We start from the raw sequence: 19,046 nt of genomic DNA, 5'->3' as shown, positions 1-19,046 counted from the left end.
CGTTTGGGGTTGTTAAGGAGTTTCTGATATTTGACATACTTGCGGTGGAAGCCTTGCTCACCGTCCATTATCATAGAGGTATAGATTCCATCCTCGATCTGACGGGAAAGCTTCTCGATGACAGCACGGTTTTCGGCCGACACGACCGAGAGAGCCGCGATGGATTCGGCAATGGCCTTGTCGCGGACAGCCGGGGCCGGTTCCCCCCCCTCGCGCTCACCCCCGTGGTTTTGCCGAGGGCATTGCTGACATCGTCGGCCGTGATGGAACCGACGGTGTTGGTGCGCTGCGCATGATCGATGAGACCGAGGATTGGAGAGAGAGCAGGATTGGCCACGGCCTTATGGTTGGCCACAAACTCATTGGCATGGACCACACCCACCTCCTTACGGTTGTCGGGGTCACGTTTGGTAAAACCGCCGGAATAATAACCCGCAGCTTCGGCCTGATGCTGCTTTCGGATGGTGGCTACCTGAATCATACCCTGCGCCACAGCGAGTCCGGCAAGAACATGAGGCATAACAGTATTGGCCGGAAATGGGAACTCTAAGCCAGCTTGATAACCGAGGATTGCATTGACTGCAGTCTGAGCCAAGGCTTGAGAAATTTCCAACTTCATAGCCCTGGATGCGTATTGCTTTTTTGTTTTGGCAATCTTCTGCTCCTTCTCTTTCTCAAGTTGTTCCTTCTTTTTGGTATTGTTTCCAGCAGCCTCAATCTCTTTGTCATAGCGTTTTTCTATCTTAGCAAGCTCAACATCTCTTTCAGCATCGACATAGCTCGAGTACTGTGAAATCAAGGCTCCGGTAAGGGAAAGCGTATGAGCTGCAAAATCCCCAAATGAATTCCACATTCCCTCACCTTCATTTTTCATATCGTCCATAAGTTTCGCCCAACTGATGGCCATCTCGACCAATGCATTACCAAACGGATCCATACTTCCGGCCATGATTTCTCTGACCTCATTGAATTCATTCTCGATAACATCATGACGATCATCAATCTCCTTCTGTCGAGCATCTATTTCTTCACTACGGAATTTTTCGCGTATAGATCTTAATGCAATCTGATAGGCCATTTCCGAAATTAGCCCCATTTCTTTCAGTTTATCCAGAAGTTTTATTTCAGCCTCCTCACGAGATTTCCTATCCATTTCCTGATATTCTTTCGAATATCGGAGAAGACCTTCCGCCATCTCGCGCTGCTTATCGAGCTTGTCCCGGGCAACGCGATCCTCGATATGGGCATTGAGCTTTATCCATTCGTCGGAACCCTCGGAATAGAGGTCGCGTTTGGCTGTCAGATAACGGACATCTTCATCGAGAAGGCGCTGATTGAGGGCCTTCTGATTCTGAAACAGTGTGCCGTTCGGGTCATAGAAATCGGAGACAATCTTATCCTCATTACCCTTATGATCCTGCTCGACATCGAAAAGCGAAGCCTTGCGCACACGGTCAGATGACTCCTTCTGAAGCTTCTCGCGTTGCTCGAGCAATTTGGCATACTTTTCAGAATCCTTCTTGCCATGCTCTTCAAGGACCTTCAGGGAATCGGCAATGTATTTCTCCTCGATGACAGCCTTTGCCTCGGTATATTCAAGATAATTCTTTTGTCCTGAGGTATAGGATGCGAGATTGAGAGCATCTTCCTTATGCCTGGCAGTACTCACGGTCTCCAGATGCTCCTTAAGCAGACGCTTTTCCTCGGCAGTCTCCTCACGTTCACGCTTCTTCCGTTCACGTTCAGCCTTCTCGCGGGCTTTGCGCTCACGTTCGGATTCACCTTTAAAGTCAGCGAATTCCTGAGGCTTTTCGGGGGCTTCGATAGGCTTGACGGCCTTGTCGACTATCTTCTGAAGTTTGTCATTAGCCTTGTCGACCAGTTTCATCTTATCCTTATTCTCGGCCATACGCTCATCAATTTCCGATATTTCAGAAAGTAATTCAGCATGGGTCGCCTTAGCTGCTTTAAGTTCAGCAGATTTTCCATAGCTTCCCTTAGCCGCAGATCTGAGTCCGGAAATCCTTTTTTCAAGAACGTCCATCTGCCGTTCTTTTTCCTGCAGGGAGTCAGCGAGGTCCTCATTTTCCATCTCCAGATCAAGCTGTGTCTTATAATTAGACTGGATCTTGTCACGGGCAGCTTCCGCCTTGGCCACTTCCTTGATATTTTTGGCAAGACGGAGGTATTCATCGGCAGCCTCTCCGGTCATGATTTTCTCCAAGGAGAGATTACTGAATGTGTTAGGGAATGTGGCCTGTAGGGCTTTGGCAGCCTCCTCTCGTTTCTTCGTGGCCTTATATTCATTGGTGGCTGCATCATAGAGGGCCTTTAACTTCTGAGTCTGTTTGGTGGCATTTTCAGCAGCTGCAGCACCGACAGAAGTAAGCCCCTTTTTGAAATCCTCCATCCGCTTCTTACGTTCGGAGGCAATGCGGCGTTCCTCTTCAGCAGCTTCCCTATTCTTATAGATCCAGGAGGACAGAACTGTAATGCCTGTCGCAATAGCGCTGACAGCAAGCCCTATGGGACTTGCCTTTATTGCGGTATTGAACAATTTCCATGCGGTGGCCGCTTTAGTGGTATTTCCGGTCAGAAGCGCCATTCCGGCACTCAACAGACATTGTGAGGCATAAAATCCTTTTTCAACTGAAAGACCTGCAGCCACAGCGGTATTATATATGGTCTGCCATGCGGCAGCAGCTTTGAGAGCAACCCAATATGATCCCATTGCAACGGTGAGAATACCGATGGTCTTGGCATGTGAAGCAAAGAAGCTGACCAGCACATTCATCACCTGCATGAGCATTGATGTTCCGGAGATGCTGTAGGTCATTGCCGGCAACAGCTTTTCACCGAGAGTCACGGCCATTTCTGTAAACTTCTTACGAGACTTATCGAGCTTTGCCTGTACGGTAGTATTCTGGACTTCATATTCCTTGGTGACGGAAGTAGCTTCCCGGAATGCTTTGTTTGCCTCGCCCTGTTCCCACACGAGCATGTCTACATTACCGGCAAGCGCAGCGATGGCAGCGGAAGCCCGCGCCCCATCTGTTCCCATCTCATCAAAAATTGAAGCGAGTTTCTCAATACCACCATACGATCCGAGAGTCTTGAGTAATGTGAGAAGGGCCTCGTTGGCATCCTTTTTCAGAATTTCCGAGAACTCTTTAACATCCATTCCGGCAGCTTTGGCAATCTTAGCCGGATCCTGATACATTTTCATTATAAGCTGCGACATGGCGGTTGCTGCAGCCTCCACATTCTGACCCTGCGAATCGAGGACGGCAGCATAGCTCATGATCTGCGGTATGGTCAGATGGGCCTGAGCGCCTACACCGGCCATGCGCTGCGAGTAATCCACGAGATATGAAGCTCCGGCAGTGCAGTTCTGTGAAAGCTCATTGATTACAGAACCAACCGAAAGGAGAGCCTTTTCCGTTCCCAATCGCTTCTCATCGCCAAAAATACTTGTAAGCTTTGAGAGTTCGAGGGTCGCACCATCACCGAGTTCATCAAGGGCAACGTTTATCTGATTGGAAGCCTTGACAAAACCGAGGACATCTTCCTTTGAAGTCTTGCCGAGACGGCCAGCTTCCTGCGCCAACCGGTTTAGTTCCGCTCGGGCGGTTCGGGTATCCATCTTCTTGAATTCCTCATTCAGACTTGCGACCTCTTCCTGAGTCATGCCGGTGTATTTCCTGACGTTGGCCTCTTCGGCCTCCATGTCGGCATAAGTCTGGACAGCAGCCTTTCCGGCCAACGTCACTCCGGCGAAGGCTGCAGCTCCGGCAGCGATAGAAGTGGCCCAGTCGTTGACCCTGCGGTTAGCTCGAGAGAAAAATCCTTCCGTCTCACGCATTTCCGCTTGAACCTTCTTCAACTCCGCATGAGCCAATTTAAGCTGATTGGTGTAGTACTGCCACTCCTTACTCCCTCGTTTGATGCGTCCGGAACCCAACTCCTGATTAATGAGCTTAATGGTACTCTGAATCTCTTTTGGAGTAGCTTCATCAAGCCGTTTCATGGCTGCCCGGATGTTTGCAGCATTCAGGCGCATACGGTTCATCTCACGATTGACCTTGTTGAGTTCATCGTTAATCTCCTTGATACCTCTGGTGTCTCCTTTACGGTAGGCATCAGCAAATTTTGCACGCAATTGAGTCGCTTTATTTTCAAGCGCCTCAAATTCCTTTCTTGCTTGTTCCGAATTGACCTTTAGGGTAACTTCTGCTTCTTCCTTTGTCATAGGTAAAACTCTTTAAGTTGCGAAATTACCCCTCCGGCACCACCCCAAAAAAGACAGCCCGGTCCGTCGCGGATCGGGCTGCTTCTTTTCTAACTAATATAATTAACTATGCTTATCCCTTCCGGTATTTCAGCCAAAGGAGTATTGCTGATGCGAGGACAAGACCGACTGTCAGCCATCCCCAATAATCGGGTGGTTTGGTGACGGCTACGGACTCGCGCTTGTCGGTCATGGCTGTGGAGTCGGAGGCCTGCATGAAGCGGGATGTCTCGGCGTGGAGACTGTCGGTCGCGGTGGACTGTTCGCCTCCGGAGGCGGTGAGCTGCGGGGATGAGACAGTGGTTCCGGCTGACGGATTGTGGATGACAGTGCCGTCGGGCTTCACGATGCTGTCGGCACGGAAGCTCACACGCAGTGAGTCGCCAGTGGCTGTCATCCACCACCAACGGTCCATCTGCCTGTCGGAGCGCTCGTCGATGAGCGAGGTGTCGACCTCCTGCGTCTGCGAGGTGGCCGTCTCGTGGAGGTCCTTCTGCGCGGAGCAGGAAACCGCCACAAGCGCCATGAGCATCAGGAGGGCGCAGCTGAGCAGCCACCCGACTGCGCCGATGATTGGAGTGTTGTTCCGTGTCGTCATAATTTCAGAATCTGCCGTCTCATGCGGTTCGGGTCATAGCTCACATGCACCCACGAGAAGTTACTTTCGTCGATGAGCTGGTCGAAGGGAAGGCCCATTTCCTGAATCTTCTGGAAGAGTCTGCGGTTGGCTGCCACGTCGACGATGCCGTTGCCTTTCTTGTCGAGGATATAATGTCCGTTGGCGTCACGTTTGAAGATACGGATGTCCGCTGCCTGACCGGTGACATGCTGCGATGTCTTCGAGGCGTTCGGGGTGACAGCATTGAGCTTGGGACAGCGGTAGCCCGACGACGTGTCAATCGGTCCGCCCCACGCCTCCCTCAGAGGGTCGAGGATGTTGGCCACGAGACGTTCAAGGTTCTGCCGGATGCCCGGTGTCGGGGTGTTGTCAATCTTCAGTTCCTGAGCCCTTGCGCTCTTGCAAAGCTCAGTGATGGTGAAATACTTCATGCGGTTGCCTCCTTTCTTGTGAGAGCGTCGACACGCTCTGTGATGGATGATTTGAATTTGTTGAGTTCGCTCTCGATGCGCATTGATATGCCGAGCAACGACCCGACAAACAGCAATGTGAGTCCGTAGGCCGTGAGGACTGAATCATGGATTTCACCTTCGGGAGGGATGAACAGTCCGAGGAACAGAAGCACGAACGCCGCCACGATGCTGACGATGGCCAGCGAATAGACAAGCACATCCTTAATGGTCAGCTTGTCGAATTCCTCTTTCAAATGTTTCATTTCTTTTGCTGTTCTGATTGGTTATTACTAATTTTGCGTTGCAAATTCAAAGCTTAGATTCAGGACCCTCGTGCAGCGATGCGCGGGGGCTTTCCATGTTGTCCGTCAGACGGCATGGAAATAGAACCGGCCAAAGATCCTTACCGAGACGTAGTATAGCAGTGCGATGAGCGTCAGCCATGTGGATTTCCATGGTGAGAACTGCAAGCCGGTGGCTATCTTCATGCAGTTGCGGAATAGACGGCGGTCAGCAGTTTTCCTTGTTTCATTGTCGCCTCCACGGTCATAATCATCATCGTGGATGCAACATGCCGGATAGAACAATCGCGCGTATGGAGGCTTTATGTATCTCAGCACACCGCGCTCACATCCGCAACCCCGGCTCATTGCTGCGTGCTTACGGTGAGCCGTTCGGGATAACCGGTAGTGTGATCGTATGCCTCGATGGCCTCGCGGGTGTCAAGAGCCTCCACCGCGGCTTTATGGGCGGAGGTAACGTCGAAGCAGTCCGCCGCATAAAGTTCAATCCTTGCGAGCAATGCAGAGGCGAGCTTCACGGGCAGAGTGAAGGAATGAGTACCGAGCCATAGCGTAGTGGTGTCGCGCCCAGCAGCCTCTTCCACCGGCAAACGGGAGCGTAGCTTGCTCCTCAGCTCGAAGTCGAGCCATACGTCCATGCCGTCGAGGCTGAACGAGTTGACAGCCAGACTGGAGTCGTATGCTTCAATTTCCTTCAGCTTCGCCTCGCGCATGAGTGCCGTGAGGTGGGTTTCCACGATTGCGCGGTCAGCATCCGTTCCCCATTCCTTGTCGCTGTCGAGCAGTCCGGCAAGTCCCTCGATGGTCGGTTCAACCGAAGGGGGCAGCTCTACACGCTGACCGTTATCGGCCTCGATGGCGTAGACATACATTCCGTAGTATACGCCTGTTTGCTTTGCTGTTGTTTTCATTGATTTTAAACAGATTATGGTAGTTAATAATTGGCTTAAATTTGAGTATGTCCGGAGAATATGGTGCTATCTGTTATAAGGTCGGTTTGGTAGATCGAGCCGTTGTTTCAAATTCTTATGAGGCAAACACGAAGGCTTTCTATAGCCGATTTGGAACTGTAATCAGTGTTTTGCCATTAGTCGTATTCTAACCCATATCCGGAGAGCATAGTAATGCGTCCGTTTGCTATCGAGTCTCCACTTCCGGGAGATATATCTCTTATTCTTATGAAACATTCAAACATACCAAAAATGTAACAAGCCAAGGAAGTACCCATGTGTATGTAATGGTGGAATTTTAGAATACCACCATTACATAAGACGATGTGTTAACATTTGATTTGAAATAATTATTGTACTGAGCATCATAGATTTTTCTATTAGTTGTGTTGACTTTATAGCAAGCGCCTGCGCCACTATGTTCTCCGGTAGTGTGTGCGTATCCTGACAAAGCGATGTCACCGTTAGCCACCGCCGAGACGTATGCGTCAGCGTCCTTCTCGAGCAACGAATAGAGCATCATCTGCATATCTCCCGGAGTAGGCAGGAACCATCTGTGCGCCTTGAAGCAGTCGGCGAGCACTTCACCTTCCTTCAGTCCCGTAGGCTCGTAGGCGTATGCGTATGAGGCTGCGGGATAGTAGTAGCGGTAAGCATTGCCCGGTGTCGTATCGGCAGCAGTTATCAGGGCCTTGAGGTCATCGAGTTCGCTGGTGCCGTCGTGGGACACCGGTTGTGGGAGCTGCACGGTGTCGTGTCGCAGGACCTCGTTGCGGGTCTTGATGATCTTCCACGTCTCGCGCATACCAAGAGGGATGATGTCACCCTCGTTGTAGCTTTGCGCATCGGTGTCGGCCACACACATGCCATTGCGCAGCAATGCAGTCTCGGCATACACCATCCATCCGTCAGACTGATTCTCGTCCACGAGCTTGTCAGCTGCGGGAGCTGCTGCATTAAACGCACAGTTTGGAATGCCCTGAATGTCGGTCATGTCCACGTCAGATGTTGGAATAGCGCTCAACTGTCTTTCCGCGCCCCATGCCACATTCCCGCTTATCGCTTTAGGGGCGAAACCGAAGCGGTACTTGCGGCCATTGTATGTTTGCTCGCGCCAGAATATAGCCACTACAGTCCTGCTCTCGTCGCGGATATTGCTGATTGTGCCGTCGGCATAGACGTAGTCACCTATCCTCGGCGTGCGGGCGTAGAATCCTACCGTGGTGCTTCTCTCGAGTACAGAGCCGTCCGTGCGATGCACCCTCACTGTCACCTGTGCCGTAGGTGAGGCCTCCTCCGTGCCTACCGACGTGAGCGTCACCACTCCCGTGGCCGTGTCGATAGTGGCGTAGGGGTTGGCCTCCATCTCCCATTCTATCGAGGTGAAGTCATTGGCGTTGGGGTTGTCGGAGATAACCGTCAGCCGATAAGTCTTGCCCGGCTCGGACAAGTACCCGGCTCCGGCTATGCGCACGTAGTCCACCGTGACCTTGCTGTAGCTTATATGCAGAGGGTTATCGGGCGAGTCGATGTTGCCCCATGCTTTGAGGCATTTCTGCTTGAGGGCGAACGTCATCCTTTCCGATGCCGGAAGGGCTATCGCTCCCGTGAGCTTCGCGCCCATGTCGGCAAGCTTCTCCACCTGCCGTGCGGTGAAGTCAGTGAAGTTCACATTGTCGAGTTCCACCAACTGAAGGGTATCACCGACAAGAGCGGTCTTCAGCAGTCCGCGGTAGTTCAGCTTGGGGCAGCCTTTCAGCACCATAGCTGTTAACACCGAAGTGTCCTCCACGGTCAGCTCGGCAAGTCCTCCGAGGTTCTCGTAACGCAGCTCGCGGGGCTTGCTGATGCGTATGGCCGTGAGTGTGTCCGTATCCGGCACCGTAACCTTGCCGACCCCCGTACCGCGCAGATCAATCTCTGCAATCACCTGCGATATGAATTCCGCATCGCCCGTGACGTTGGGACAGTTGCGCACCGTGAAACGGCGCATGGCTACAGAGTTCTTCGCTATAGTCAGCACATTGCTTCCGAGCGACGTGTTTGCCGCACGGTCCGAATAGTCCAACACGAGCGATTTGAGACGGCGCAGATTGTTCTCGCCTGTACGGATATAGAGTGTGGTGGCCACGTCCTGCAATCCACCCTCCACCTTCGAGCCGTCGGGCTGCTCGGCATAGGTGCTTATCTCCGTGATCAGGTCGGCGTTGTAGAGGGTGAATGTGGTGTCGTTGAACGTCACGCCCGGACTCGGGAAGTATACAGCCTCGCCCGGGGTAATGGCTCGCTGTGGCTCCGATGCCGCCGCCGATCCCCAGTTGAGCGAACCGTACAGCGGGCAGTAGTAGCGCAGTGCCACACCCTTTCCAGCACCGGAGAGCGACATCACAAACGGTGTCGACGTGTCGGCCCCGTACTTGGAATCGAGGTAGCGGAAGCGAGCTTTGAGTATGTGGCGCATGGCCTCGCTCTTGTCGCCGTAGGCCATGTCGAAGCGCCCGGTGTTGGCGTAGCCCATCGCGTCCGCCGCATACAGGGCCTCGCACCACTGCGTGCGGAACTTCTGATACAGCCCCCACACATAATCGAAGTTGAGACCGGCGGCACGCATGGCGCGCCACATGGCCCCGAGGTCGCTGCCCCAGGCACGGCTCACGCACTCCCACAGGCCCGAGAGGCGCCCGTTGTACACAGGCTCACCCACGGTGCAGTCAGGAACAAAGGAGTCAGTGGCCGCATCGTACTTCTCGCCGAGTATGCGCCCGGTCTGTCCGGAGGCGGGATCGTAGGAGTCGCCCCATTCATGGAATATCTTGTACATCAGCACGCCCACATTGTCCCATCCGGCAAGCGTATCGGAGTCGCGCTGAAAGAACCTCGCTATAAAGCCGTCATTCGGCAGTGTATTGTTGTAAGCCATATTGGTCAGTTTTTTAGTTGTCTGTTGTGAGTTTTGAGTTGTAAGTTGTCAGTTTTGAGTTGATAGTTGTCAGCCTCTAAAAACTGAAAACTTACAACTCAAAACCATTATCTATACTCTATACTTTAACCTCTATACTCAATCATACTTCTTTAGTCAGAGTTATGGTCATATTCTTGTCAAATGAATCCTTGCCTATGAAGGCGTCGAAGAAAAGGAAGTAAAACATCGCGCTTGCCTTGTCGAGCCACTGTTCACCCTCGGCGCGGAAGCGGGCCACGCGGTAGTCCGGGGTGTCATGCGTGTAGCGCACCGAGCCGTATGTTACCGGGGTGTCAAGGGGACGGTACTCGCCGTTCTTCGCCCTGTAGCGGTCAGCCACGGCGGGGTTACACCCCTGTATGAAGTTATGGAAGGCGCGCAGGTGGCGGCTCTGTGAGTTGGCGGCGGCCACACCCTCGGCATTGGAGGCTTTGCCGGTGTCTGCTCCATCCGTTTCCTTCGGGTAGCGGGCATAGTAGAGCGTGGATAGCAGGTCCGACCACGCCCCGTCCTTCCATTCACCTTCGAGGCAGTTCTCCATAAAGAAGTTGATGTTGTCCTCCACCTCCCACATTTCCGTGCCGTTGGCCACGGTGGCCCCGTAGGGGCTTCCGCTGTACTTGTTGTTGACGAAGTTGTAGACCGAGAGGAAGCGCACCGTCGGCACGCCGTTGGTGTACTCGCGTAGCCATCCTACTTCCGGATAACCCGACAGGCTCTGGCGGTAGGTAATGTCGCCTACCGACTGTTGGGAGGCCTGCATGGGCGTGAGTATAGAAGGGTAGGAATTGGCCACGCCTAATAGTATGTGCTGATAGGCATTGGCCGCGAGGATGTTGAAGATGCCTTCCGAGGATGCGAAGTTAACTTTGTCGACAAACTCCGTCTCCTCCCCGTCGATGCCGTCCGTGATGGAATATCCGGTTATGGTAATAAGCTTGTCGCCTACGGTGACGCTCCACCGTCCCTTTCCGTATTTGTTAGCCCAGTTCTTGTATGGATCCGGATAACTCAGGGACGATGTACCGTCGAGGGCTATGTCATGGTCCGTGCATACGAACGATGCGTTGGCCAGATTGTCCTCCGAGGGGTTCCACCCCGGGTTAACGAACTCCGTCGACGCCTTCTGCCAGTCCTTCTTTCCGGTGGGCATGGTGGCAATTTCCCAAATCTTGTAGGGAGTGTCCGGCAGGGCCTCACGCACCTTAGCGAAGTCGACCTCACCATAGGAGTTGAGTATGTCGTTGCGCCGGGCGATGGCTATCTTCTCGTCGGCGTCCGGGGTGTCATAGGCGTAGTTGCCTATCATCTGCGCCGTGGAGAGGGCCTTGTCGTAGACGCGCACCGAGTACAGCTCCACATCGCACTCGTCCGAGCCTATCACTATATCCTGCGGTGCGCCCTGCTTCCAGGAGGCACGCTGATAGTCCATGATGCGCACCGGCACACCGTTGACGTATATGTACGCTATATTGGCGTCCAGCTCGGTCTGCCCGCTCACTGTCTTGTTGACGCAGTGGCGGGTAGTACCCTCGATCACTATGCCCACGCGCAGACGGGTCTCGTCGTCCCATATCGTGCGGACGCTTCCCGCAGTGGTGTGCAGCTCCATGCCGTCGGCGTTGATGGTGAAGCCTGTCGCGCCGTTGAGGCATTCGATAACCTTGGCTGAGGAGTCCGTGCAGTTGCGCGTGGCAAATTCAAATTCGATTGTCTTGCCTGTGCGGTTGCCAACATCAGCGGCGTTGGCCCCGAAGTCACGTGAGAATGGCAGTGAACCAAGTAGGGTTATTTTACGTCCCGCGGGTATCAGGAAGGAACTTCCCGTGAAGCCCGCGCCTCCGGACAGACGGAAGTTCGCCGACCGCTCCACAGTGCAAGTCGTCTGTCCCTGGTATTCGCTGCTCCAGTTCTGAGCGTCGGAATCCGCATTGCTGCGTCCGGCAGCCGCAAGATGAATCTTACATTCAGCAGCCGGAGAGAGGTTGACACCGGGGTCAGTGATGCGTATGGGGTGCGTGGCCGTGGCGGTGCCGCATGTCAGCTCCACGCGTATGTTGCCGCTTTGGAGATAGGAAGCCTCGCTGAGTGCGATATGCAGCGTCTGCAATCCGCTCTCGCCATCCTTCGGCATGAACACTGTCTGGCTTATGCCGCTGCGTAGCACCCCTCCATCTGCACCGAGTATACGGGCTGTTATCCTAACCTCCGTGCCTGTCGTGGCCGTGGGGTAATGGAAGAAGTAAGGGACGGAAGCCGTGGCGTATAGCTTCGCCTCGGTATCAGCGTCCTTGCCTATGCAGATTGTAGGAACGTAGAGACCGCCTTTGATGAAGGCTGCGGTGATAGTGGGGGTGCGCAGACCGAAGGCCGCGTTCTCAGCATACACCTCAAGGGTGTGCGCCCCGGCGTTGAGCGCCCCGTCGCTGTCGACGCGGAACGTCACCGAGGAGTTATGGACCGATGCAGTCGCCCGCTCCGTGCCGTCGATGGCCAGATGCACCTGCGCCTCCACGCCGTTGCAGAGCACAGGGAGTTCCCAATCGGAAGCCCTTAGAACTGTCTCGTCGAAGCTTCCGCCAAAACCGATGCTCAGTTCCACAGTCTGTACCGTCATACTGAAGGTCCTTCGCTTGCCGTGGGCGTTGGCCACGGTAAGCGTGACGCTGTTCTGCTCGGCATTGAGGTAGGGGCCGAGGTCAAGGGTATAGTCGTTGCCGGGACGGAGCGTGAGGCCCAGAGCCGCGATCTCCGTTCCGTTGACGCTAACGGTGGCCATGCCGTTCTCGGTATCGAGATTGGTAGGGTCTCCGCCATAGTAGGAGTTGTAGGAGAAGGTTAGCTCATTGGCCGAACCCTTCACCGCCGGAGATACCGGAAGGCGGGTTATGCGCGTGGCAAGCGTGTACTCGTCGCCTCCGGCATCGCTCACCTTGAAGCTGATCTGTCCTAACAGGAGCTTGGCGTTGGCCGTAGGGTCCGCCTCCCACTTTTCCTTGGATTCATCGTCGGCGAACACGCGGATGTATATCTGCCCGTCCTCGCCCGGATACTGCTCTATGCACCCCACCTTATTGCCCCCGTGAGCCTCGATCTTCGCCTTGAAGTCCGAGAGCAACCGCTCTATGAACTTCTGCACCTCCGCGCCGTTATGCTCGCGCCAGTCTTCGCCGAAGTCTTTGATTTCGCTCTGTATGAAATTGTCGAACTCTGCCATCTGTCAACGTGTGTTCAGTGTGACAATATTGAGAAGAGGGTGCCTGCGAGCACGGCAAGCGGGATGGCGAGGCAACCGATGGCATCGGCTATGATGTCGCCCCTGTCAGGCTTGTCATCGATGACGTACTCCTTGAACAGCCCGAAGATGAACACCACGACCGCCACGATGAACGAGAACAGGAGATAGTCCCACGAAGGGGCCGCATCCTGGATTACGAGGATGACCGATAACATGGCCACCAGCATCGCTGAGATGCCTGTGTGCGCGAATTTGTCAGTTCCAATATTCATGAATTATGTTTTTGAGGTTAATATTTCCATTTATCCTTATATGTCCACGGCTTCTCATACCGCCAGCGTATGGCCGCGTAACAGGCCCGGACAGCCGAATAGAGCTGCACAGCCTTGCCGGAAGCTGTCATGATCCAGAGCGAGGCCACGCGGATGAGTCCGGAGGCAGCGAGCACCGCCCGGACCGAATGTTTTGTATTGCCGGAATATATGGCCATAGCATCAGTCCTCCTCAGGTATGTAGAACTGCTGCCCGACGGCATAATCACCCGAGGCGACCTTCGCTTTCAGGTCATCCTCGTCCTCGCAGCGGACCGGGGTAAGGAGCGAAAGATGCCTGAGCACAGAGATACCGGGGCCAACAGCTGAAAGCTCCCCGTCCTTCCACTCATAAAGCCCGTCATCGCAAAGATACAGACGGTCATCCCGGATTGCACCTTCCTCAGTATAGAAATCCGCATATCCTTCCCAGTCTTCATAGTAGACTGATGCTCCTTCCGGAGAAGTCTCGGCAAGGGCATAAAACCGGTCGGTCACACTATCATAGATGGCCTCTGTGGCAAGAGGCGAAGCTCCGGATGCGTATGTCACATTTGCCGTAGCCCCGCGTATACCGAGGAATCTTACAAGTGGAGGTGGCAGATAAGCCTCTACCTGACCTAAGCTTATATTTACGGTCTTTCCGGCAATTGACACGGGAATGAGCATTGCGCTGTGCAGCCGGGAAATCGGGTCAAGTTCTGATATTTTCATGTTTGAAAAATTTTAACTGATAGGATTATGGGCGTTTTTTGAGGAACCGGACACATTGACAAGGAACCATACACACTCCGGCTCCCCTTCTCCGGACCAGTCACCGCTGAAATCCTCGCTCACGCCGACAAATTCAGCAACCCCGTTTGTAAAAGATATTCCCTGCGCCCCTCTGTACAGGACATCCTGGTCCGGCAGCAGCTCGCGGCCCACACCCTGTATCCCACGGCCCTCCGACAGTACAAGGGTACTGCCGGAATTGCGCGAGTAGTTCGAATAGTCACATATCGTGACCCTCGTTCCGGCATAGGATATATCCTTCGGCAGCACTATTTCTGTAGTCCCGGCATAGCCGTAGGACATGAGTGTGACATCCTTGCGGATCCTGTAGGCGCGGTTACTGCCTGCCACTTTCGGCTCTACAGTCTCAACATCGGAAAGATCCAGACGCTTGAACTCGGTCTTGAGATAGCCGGAGAAGATACCCGACATGGCCCTTATCTCTCCTGTGCGGAGATTCACAGAGAAGTTCGGTTCGAAGCTCCCGTCCGCGAAATGCCTGTACTCAGTACTGCCACCCTGTCTGCTGCCGTCCTCAAGTATGAGGGTACCCTGCTGAGAGAACATCCAGTCCCCGAAGAAAACGGCACTCCCGAGCTTTCCGAAATTAGCCATGAGGACATCAGCAAAGACCGCCTTGAAGCTGTCGAACCGCTCCCAGCGCTGCGGATAATCCTCAGTCGCATAGGCCACGTCCCCCGCCGGAGTCTGGCGATCTTTAGGCATGTCAGTCCCACGGTAGGTCCACCCCCGGCGCAGTACATAGTAGCTGCCGCCGTACTCCACCACAGGGGTCGTCCCGTCAGTCGAGATATACAGCGACTCCCTGTCATACACCCCCGCTGGATAGACCATCTGCCCTGCAATTCCGGCCTCACCGCGCGGACCGTCCCTTACCACACCGACAACAGCATGGGCGACTACCGTCCTGTCACTGTCGCGCACCAGATAGAACACAACCTTATTGCCGAGCGTCGAGGTGTCGATATTATCCCCACCCACAGTAAGCACGGTATCCACGGTTCCGTCCTCCGTCTCGATTGGCTCACCATCCTCTGTCTCGATTGGCTCCGCGCTCCCGGTCACGAACTCACGCAGGTTTCCGTAGTCCGGAAGACTCCCGTAATTTCCTCCGGTACTGTCTCCACCCTGACCGCTGCCGTCCGTGAAATCCTTCCCGTCCGGAGAGTAGTAGAGTTTCATCCCCTCTTCCCAAAGCCCGTAGCTGTCAGTGAAGACGGCATCCCCTCCCGCATCGTGACGGACGGCAACACACATGAGGCTTTCCGGAGTGGCCGTCCCGTCCTCATGCAGCGTCACAGTAGAGGCGGAAGGCATGAGCGTCCATATCTCTGTACCCGCATCGCCGGTCATCCTCAACCATGCACCTGTTGTTCCCGGTTCGTCGGACGTACCGTCATACAGGCACTGCCACAAGGATCCGTCCCATGTCACGGTGTCATAAGAAGTCTTGGTACTGCGGTAGCAGGTATCAGGATTCATGGCGACCTCCCTGACCCATGCGCCCCTGTAGTTGGCCTCACGCCTGACGGTACCATGGTAGTCAATCCGTATGAGGTCCTGCACCACTATGCCCCGCGCAAAGAGATACGGCTGGTAACGGTTCACAAGCTCCGAGGTCACCGGATCCAGAAGACCGTCCGGCAAGCGCCCCAGCACTGTACCGTAGTTGCCGCGATCAAGGATAGGCCTGTTGACTCCTGTAAGGCCGACAATATTGCCATCCTCACAGGATATGTAGAACGAATCCTGCCTCACATTACGGAAACCGTCGGCATCCCGTATCACCACCGCACTGTAGTCCGGATTGATATACGTCTCCCGGGAGGCCTCTACATTGTTGCCACGACGTGCGATGACCATACCGGAACCCATCCTGTGATTGATACCTGAAGGGACCTCGTTGTCGGGATAATATGAGATGATGAGCGTATTGGCCGCATGGTCGACGCGTTCGATCCATGCCCACACCTCGTATGCCGAAGGTCCATCCGTGGCATCAAGGTTATTTACATAACCATATACTATGTCTCCGGGCTGGAAAGGAGTCATATCACCATCCCAACGCTTCCTCATGTAAAGCACTGCGCGGGTCTCCGACAGGGGCTCCACAACCTCTATCGTCCCAGAATCGGCGAATGCCGTCCGCCCCTCGATGGTATTGAGGCGGTTATATATCACCTCCATCACCTTAAGGTACGACCTCGACACCATGCTCTCAACCTCGGCGTTCCCTCCGCTATCGATGGAAGACCCCGAAAAGCCCTTGATAAATTCACCGAAAGTCGCGCCCCCGTCGAGCTTCGCAAGCCCCTCGGCAACCAAGCCCTTAAGGAAGGTAATCAACCCCTCGGCGGTGTCGTCTTTCAGGCGGGAGAGGTACTCACCGGGAAGGTCAAGGGCCTTCACGATGTCGACAAGAAGAGAACCCACACGGTTAGCCGTGTTGGCCATTATCTTCTTCTCGTCACGGATAACGGTGGCCTGTTGTAATAGATTCTTAATATCTGGCATGGAAAGAAATTAAAGCAATGCAAAAATAGAATCGCCGGAGACAGTGAAAAAAGACAATCAGCGCAGGGCATTGCGGGTATCGGACAGGGCTTCACAGATAATCCTCACGCCTTCATCACCTGTTATGCGCGCAAGATCCTCTACCATGGCCATCGTGGACATATAAAGTTTCTTGGAATACCAATCGCGTTTCTTACGGGGTTTACCGGAAGTCATGTAGGAATCATACAAAGGAGGTATGGGACCGGCCCATCTCGGCTTATCGAGGCCATGGGCCTCACGATATGACTTGTCAAGAATCCGGAGATCCCCGCCATTGTCATGAGAGTAACCGCGACCTACACCGAGGGCCTGATATATGCCGTATCTGGCAAACTTCATAGTGATGGTCTTTCCGGCTGCTGAATCGGAAATGCTATCGGAGAACGACTGATGGAGACGTCCGGAACGGACCACCTTCAGGCGTTCAATCTTTTCTTTCCATATAAGCAACTGTGTGCGTGTCCATTCATCGACATACCTGTCGACATCTCTCAGCTCTGCCATTCCGATTCATTATAAGTAAGATCCACCGGTTCGCTCACATCAATCATGAAGTAAAGTCCGGTGCATCCGTTGAGAAAATACCGTCCGAGCTCACGGGAAAGAATGTTTTCAGTATGAAGATAGACCATCTCATTTTCGAGGTCATCTGAATCAATAAGCAGACGTGTGCAGAGCTGTCTGAAAAGTTCACGACACCGATGAAGGACCATGATCCTGTCCTGCTCCCTTTTCATGTCGTAACGATGGAGGAGAAAAACCGTGAAAGTCCTTTTCTTGAACCATCCCCCGCTCTTTCCCTGAAACAGTGAACCGTCATTGGTGTCATCAAGACAAAAGAAAGCGTTTGTGGTCCTGAAACTCTGCAAGGGTCCCTGAAGCTGCTCGATACCACTGCATGTACAGAAACGGAAACCGTGCTTCACCGAAAATTTATTGGAATTGCACAGAGTGGAGAAATAGGCTTCCGAGTCAAAATAATTCTTAGCATCCATGTCACTTCTTATTCATGCGTTTCTTCATTTCGGTTGCCTCCTTGGCCTTGAAATCAAGTTCCGTAAGAGCGCGCCAACAGTCTATGGCAAGAACTACCTTTTCCTTTGTCACATCCCCACCGGTCAAAATCCGGATTTCATTATTCATCACTTCAAGTGGCGACATCGGACCATTGCCGTCACCATCCTTGACAGGACGGAAGAAATGAGGGAAAGCAGAGGAGAAAACAGTCTTCAACTGAACAAACCAGTTGAGAATGTTCAACTGCTCGGCCACAGAGAGGACATCCACCTGAATTCCGGGATAAAGCTTCCGTGCCATAGCCACGAGAGAAGCATCAGACCGGGACGCGATGAACCCCTGATATAAGTTCTCCAATGTTATGTAGTCACCGAAACTCACTCCATGGAGCTGAGCATCAACGGCACTACAGCCACGCATTGAATCGAGCCTGACAGCCACATCTCCCGGAGACAAGAGAAAATTCAGGGGGTCAAGAAGCTCGACAAGCTCCATAGGCCTCACCATACAGGGCACGTCACCGGAACCATCGACAGGAAAAGCACACAGGAATCCGTCTCTGGTATGACGGATAACCCGGCAGCCGGACAACAGGCAGAACGAGCGGAAAATGAAATGATCCGGCTCGACTTCCGCTTTCAGATCATATATTCCTCGCAGTTCCTCCTGTGTAAGCTCCGGCCAAGACTTCGGGAGCTCAATTGAAAGGATTTTATCCGAAAAAGAAACACGGGTCTTCTTTTCTGTTTTCATACGGTTTGAAATGATTGGCGCGGAAAGCGGATGAACTTATATAAGTGTTGAATTCCTCCGGATATTTTTCAAGGAAACCAAGCAACATCCGTTTGTGGACAGAGACGGAGCCATCATCCTTGACCAAAGAGACGACATAATTTCTGGCAAATGAAAGCACCTGTTGCATGACCGGTGAAAAGACTCCATTACGGCAATATGCACACAGTTCCTGAAAGAATTCCGGAGACACAAGCTCCTTCAGCCGTACCTCTGCGGAAGAAATGACAGGAGCCAGAGAATCGAGGGCGCTTCTTGTGGCCATCGGATCACCGAATAGCCTTGCATCACGCCCACGCCAGAAAATAGACTTGAACCACGGCCGTGCATACTCGGAGTCTGACCATCCTCCGGCAGTACGGGCAGATGAAAGAATATCATCGAAAACATCATCCATCTCACGTTTCAAGGAGGAAAGAAGACGCTGAACACGGTCAAAACTTGCCGGAGCTACATTACCATTGCTCACGATACCGAAGCCGGTATCGGTAAGCACGAGGTCAAGCTGCGGAACAGAATCATTGAAGGCCGAGACACAGACATAGCGGGCGACAGCACGGCAAAGCTCTTCGAAATCATCAAGAGGGGTGAGCAGAGGGGAGAAGCCGGACTCATTGACCCGGTCAAGGAGTTCCGGACCAAGCACAGTTCTGACAAACTCCATGCGCAATGATAAGGCATTGGCGACCGCAGTAAATATTCCATTTCCCGGATTGAGGGCCACCGGACAGAAATGTTCAAAAATTTCTTGAGTAATTGTCATA

16 protein-coding genes are annotated in these 19,046 nt (G+C 53.4%); all 16 read right to left on the bottom strand.

All coding sequences use genetic code 11. The features are described 5' to 3' along the window. Positions 1-70: 70 nt before the first annotated feature. The 16 genes from QZ310_RS05815 to QZ310_RS05740 all read right to left on the bottom strand — a co-directional run bounded on the left by QZ310_RS05815 (position 71) and on the right by QZ310_RS05740 (position 19,045). Positions 71-4,249, bottom strand: a complete 4,179-nt coding sequence (locus QZ310_RS05815; RefSeq protein ID WP_297071352.1) for a phage tail tape measure protein — start codon at positions 4,247-4,249, stop codon at positions 71-73. Positions 4,250-4,361: 112 nt separating this feature from the next. Then, positions 4,362-4,886 carry a hypothetical protein gene (locus tag QZ310_RS05810; RefSeq protein WP_297071350.1) on the bottom strand — a complete coding sequence of 175 codons (525 nt, stop codon included), beginning with the start codon at positions 4,884-4,886 and terminating at the stop codon, positions 4,362-4,364. Continuing rightward, entirely contained in the window at positions 4,883-5,338 is a 456-nt protein-coding gene (locus QZ310_RS05805) for a D-Ala-D-Ala carboxypeptidase family metallohydrolase (protein WP_297071348.1), read from the bottom strand. The genes QZ310_RS05810 and QZ310_RS05805 overlap by 4 nt, the downstream gene beginning before the upstream one ends. Beyond that, entirely contained in the window at positions 5,335-5,622 is a 288-nt protein-coding gene (locus QZ310_RS05800) for a hypothetical protein (protein ID WP_297071346.1), read from the bottom strand. The genes QZ310_RS05805 and QZ310_RS05800 overlap by 4 nt, the downstream gene beginning before the upstream one ends. Positions 5,623-5,727: 105 nt before the next feature. Further along, entirely contained in the window at positions 5,728-6,009 is a 282-nt protein-coding gene (locus QZ310_RS05795; protein ID WP_297071344.1) for a hypothetical protein, read from the bottom strand. Next, entirely contained in the window at positions 6,006-6,572 is a 567-nt protein-coding gene (locus QZ310_RS05790) for a DUF4376 domain-containing protein (RefSeq protein ID WP_297071342.1), read from the bottom strand. The genes QZ310_RS05795 and QZ310_RS05790 overlap by 4 nt, the downstream gene beginning before the upstream one ends. Before the next feature lie 337 nt (positions 6,573-6,909). Next, positions 6,910-9,531 (bottom strand): Ig-like domain-containing protein, encoded by a 2,622-nt coding sequence (locus tag QZ310_RS05785; RefSeq protein WP_297071340.1) that lies wholly within the window; start codon positions 9,529-9,531, stop codon positions 6,910-6,912. Positions 9,532-9,673: 142 nt separating this feature from the next. After that, on the bottom strand, positions 9,674-12,790 hold the full coding sequence (locus QZ310_RS05780; RefSeq protein WP_297071338.1) for a hypothetical protein: 3,117 nt from the start codon (positions 12,788-12,790) through the stop codon (positions 9,674-9,676). Positions 12,791-12,804: 14 nt separating this feature from the next. Next, on the bottom strand, positions 12,805-13,083 hold the full coding sequence (locus tag QZ310_RS05775) for a hypothetical protein (protein ID WP_297071336.1): 279 nt from the start codon (positions 13,081-13,083) through the stop codon (positions 12,805-12,807). A 17-nt stretch (positions 13,084-13,100) separates the two neighbouring features. After that, positions 13,101-13,301 (bottom strand): hypothetical protein, encoded by a 201-nt coding sequence (locus QZ310_RS05770; RefSeq protein ID WP_297071334.1) that lies wholly within the window; start codon positions 13,299-13,301, stop codon positions 13,101-13,103. A 4-nt stretch (positions 13,302-13,305) separates the two neighbouring features. Continuing rightward, positions 13,306-13,836 (bottom strand): hypothetical protein, encoded by a 531-nt coding sequence (locus QZ310_RS05765; RefSeq protein ID WP_297071332.1) that lies wholly within the window; start codon positions 13,834-13,836, stop codon positions 13,306-13,308. Positions 13,837-13,848: 12 nt separating this feature from the next. Continuing rightward, positions 13,849-16,431 (bottom strand): hypothetical protein, encoded by a 2,583-nt coding sequence (locus QZ310_RS05760; RefSeq protein WP_297071331.1) that lies wholly within the window; start codon positions 16,429-16,431, stop codon positions 13,849-13,851. A 57-nt stretch (positions 16,432-16,488) separates the two neighbouring features. Further along, positions 16,489-16,977 (bottom strand): hypothetical protein, encoded by a 489-nt coding sequence (locus QZ310_RS05755; RefSeq protein WP_297071328.1) that lies wholly within the window; start codon positions 16,975-16,977, stop codon positions 16,489-16,491. Continuing rightward, positions 16,965-17,468: a hypothetical protein gene (locus QZ310_RS05750; RefSeq protein ID WP_297071326.1), complete on the bottom strand. Its 504-nt coding sequence runs from the start codon at positions 17,466-17,468 to the stop codon at positions 16,965-16,967. The genes QZ310_RS05755 and QZ310_RS05750 overlap by 13 nt, the downstream gene beginning before the upstream one ends. A 1-nt stretch (position 17,469) precedes the next feature. Next, positions 17,470-18,243, bottom strand: a complete 774-nt coding sequence (locus tag QZ310_RS05745; protein ID WP_297071324.1) for a hypothetical protein — start codon at positions 18,241-18,243, stop codon at positions 17,470-17,472. Beyond that, positions 18,203-19,045, bottom strand: a complete 843-nt coding sequence (locus QZ310_RS05740; protein WP_297071321.1) for a DUF6712 family protein — start codon at positions 19,043-19,045, stop codon at positions 18,203-18,205. The genes QZ310_RS05745 and QZ310_RS05740 overlap by 41 nt, the downstream gene beginning before the upstream one ends. Position 19,046 lies beyond the last annotated feature (1 nt).

The sequence above is a fragment of the uncultured Duncaniella sp. genome, from assembly GCF_910577345.1.
Lineage (GTDB): Bacteria > Bacteroidota > Bacteroidia > Bacteroidales > Muribaculaceae > Duncaniella.
The sequence above is the reverse complement of the archived record's forward strand: the minus strand, read 5'-3'. Positions and strand labels throughout refer to the sequence as shown.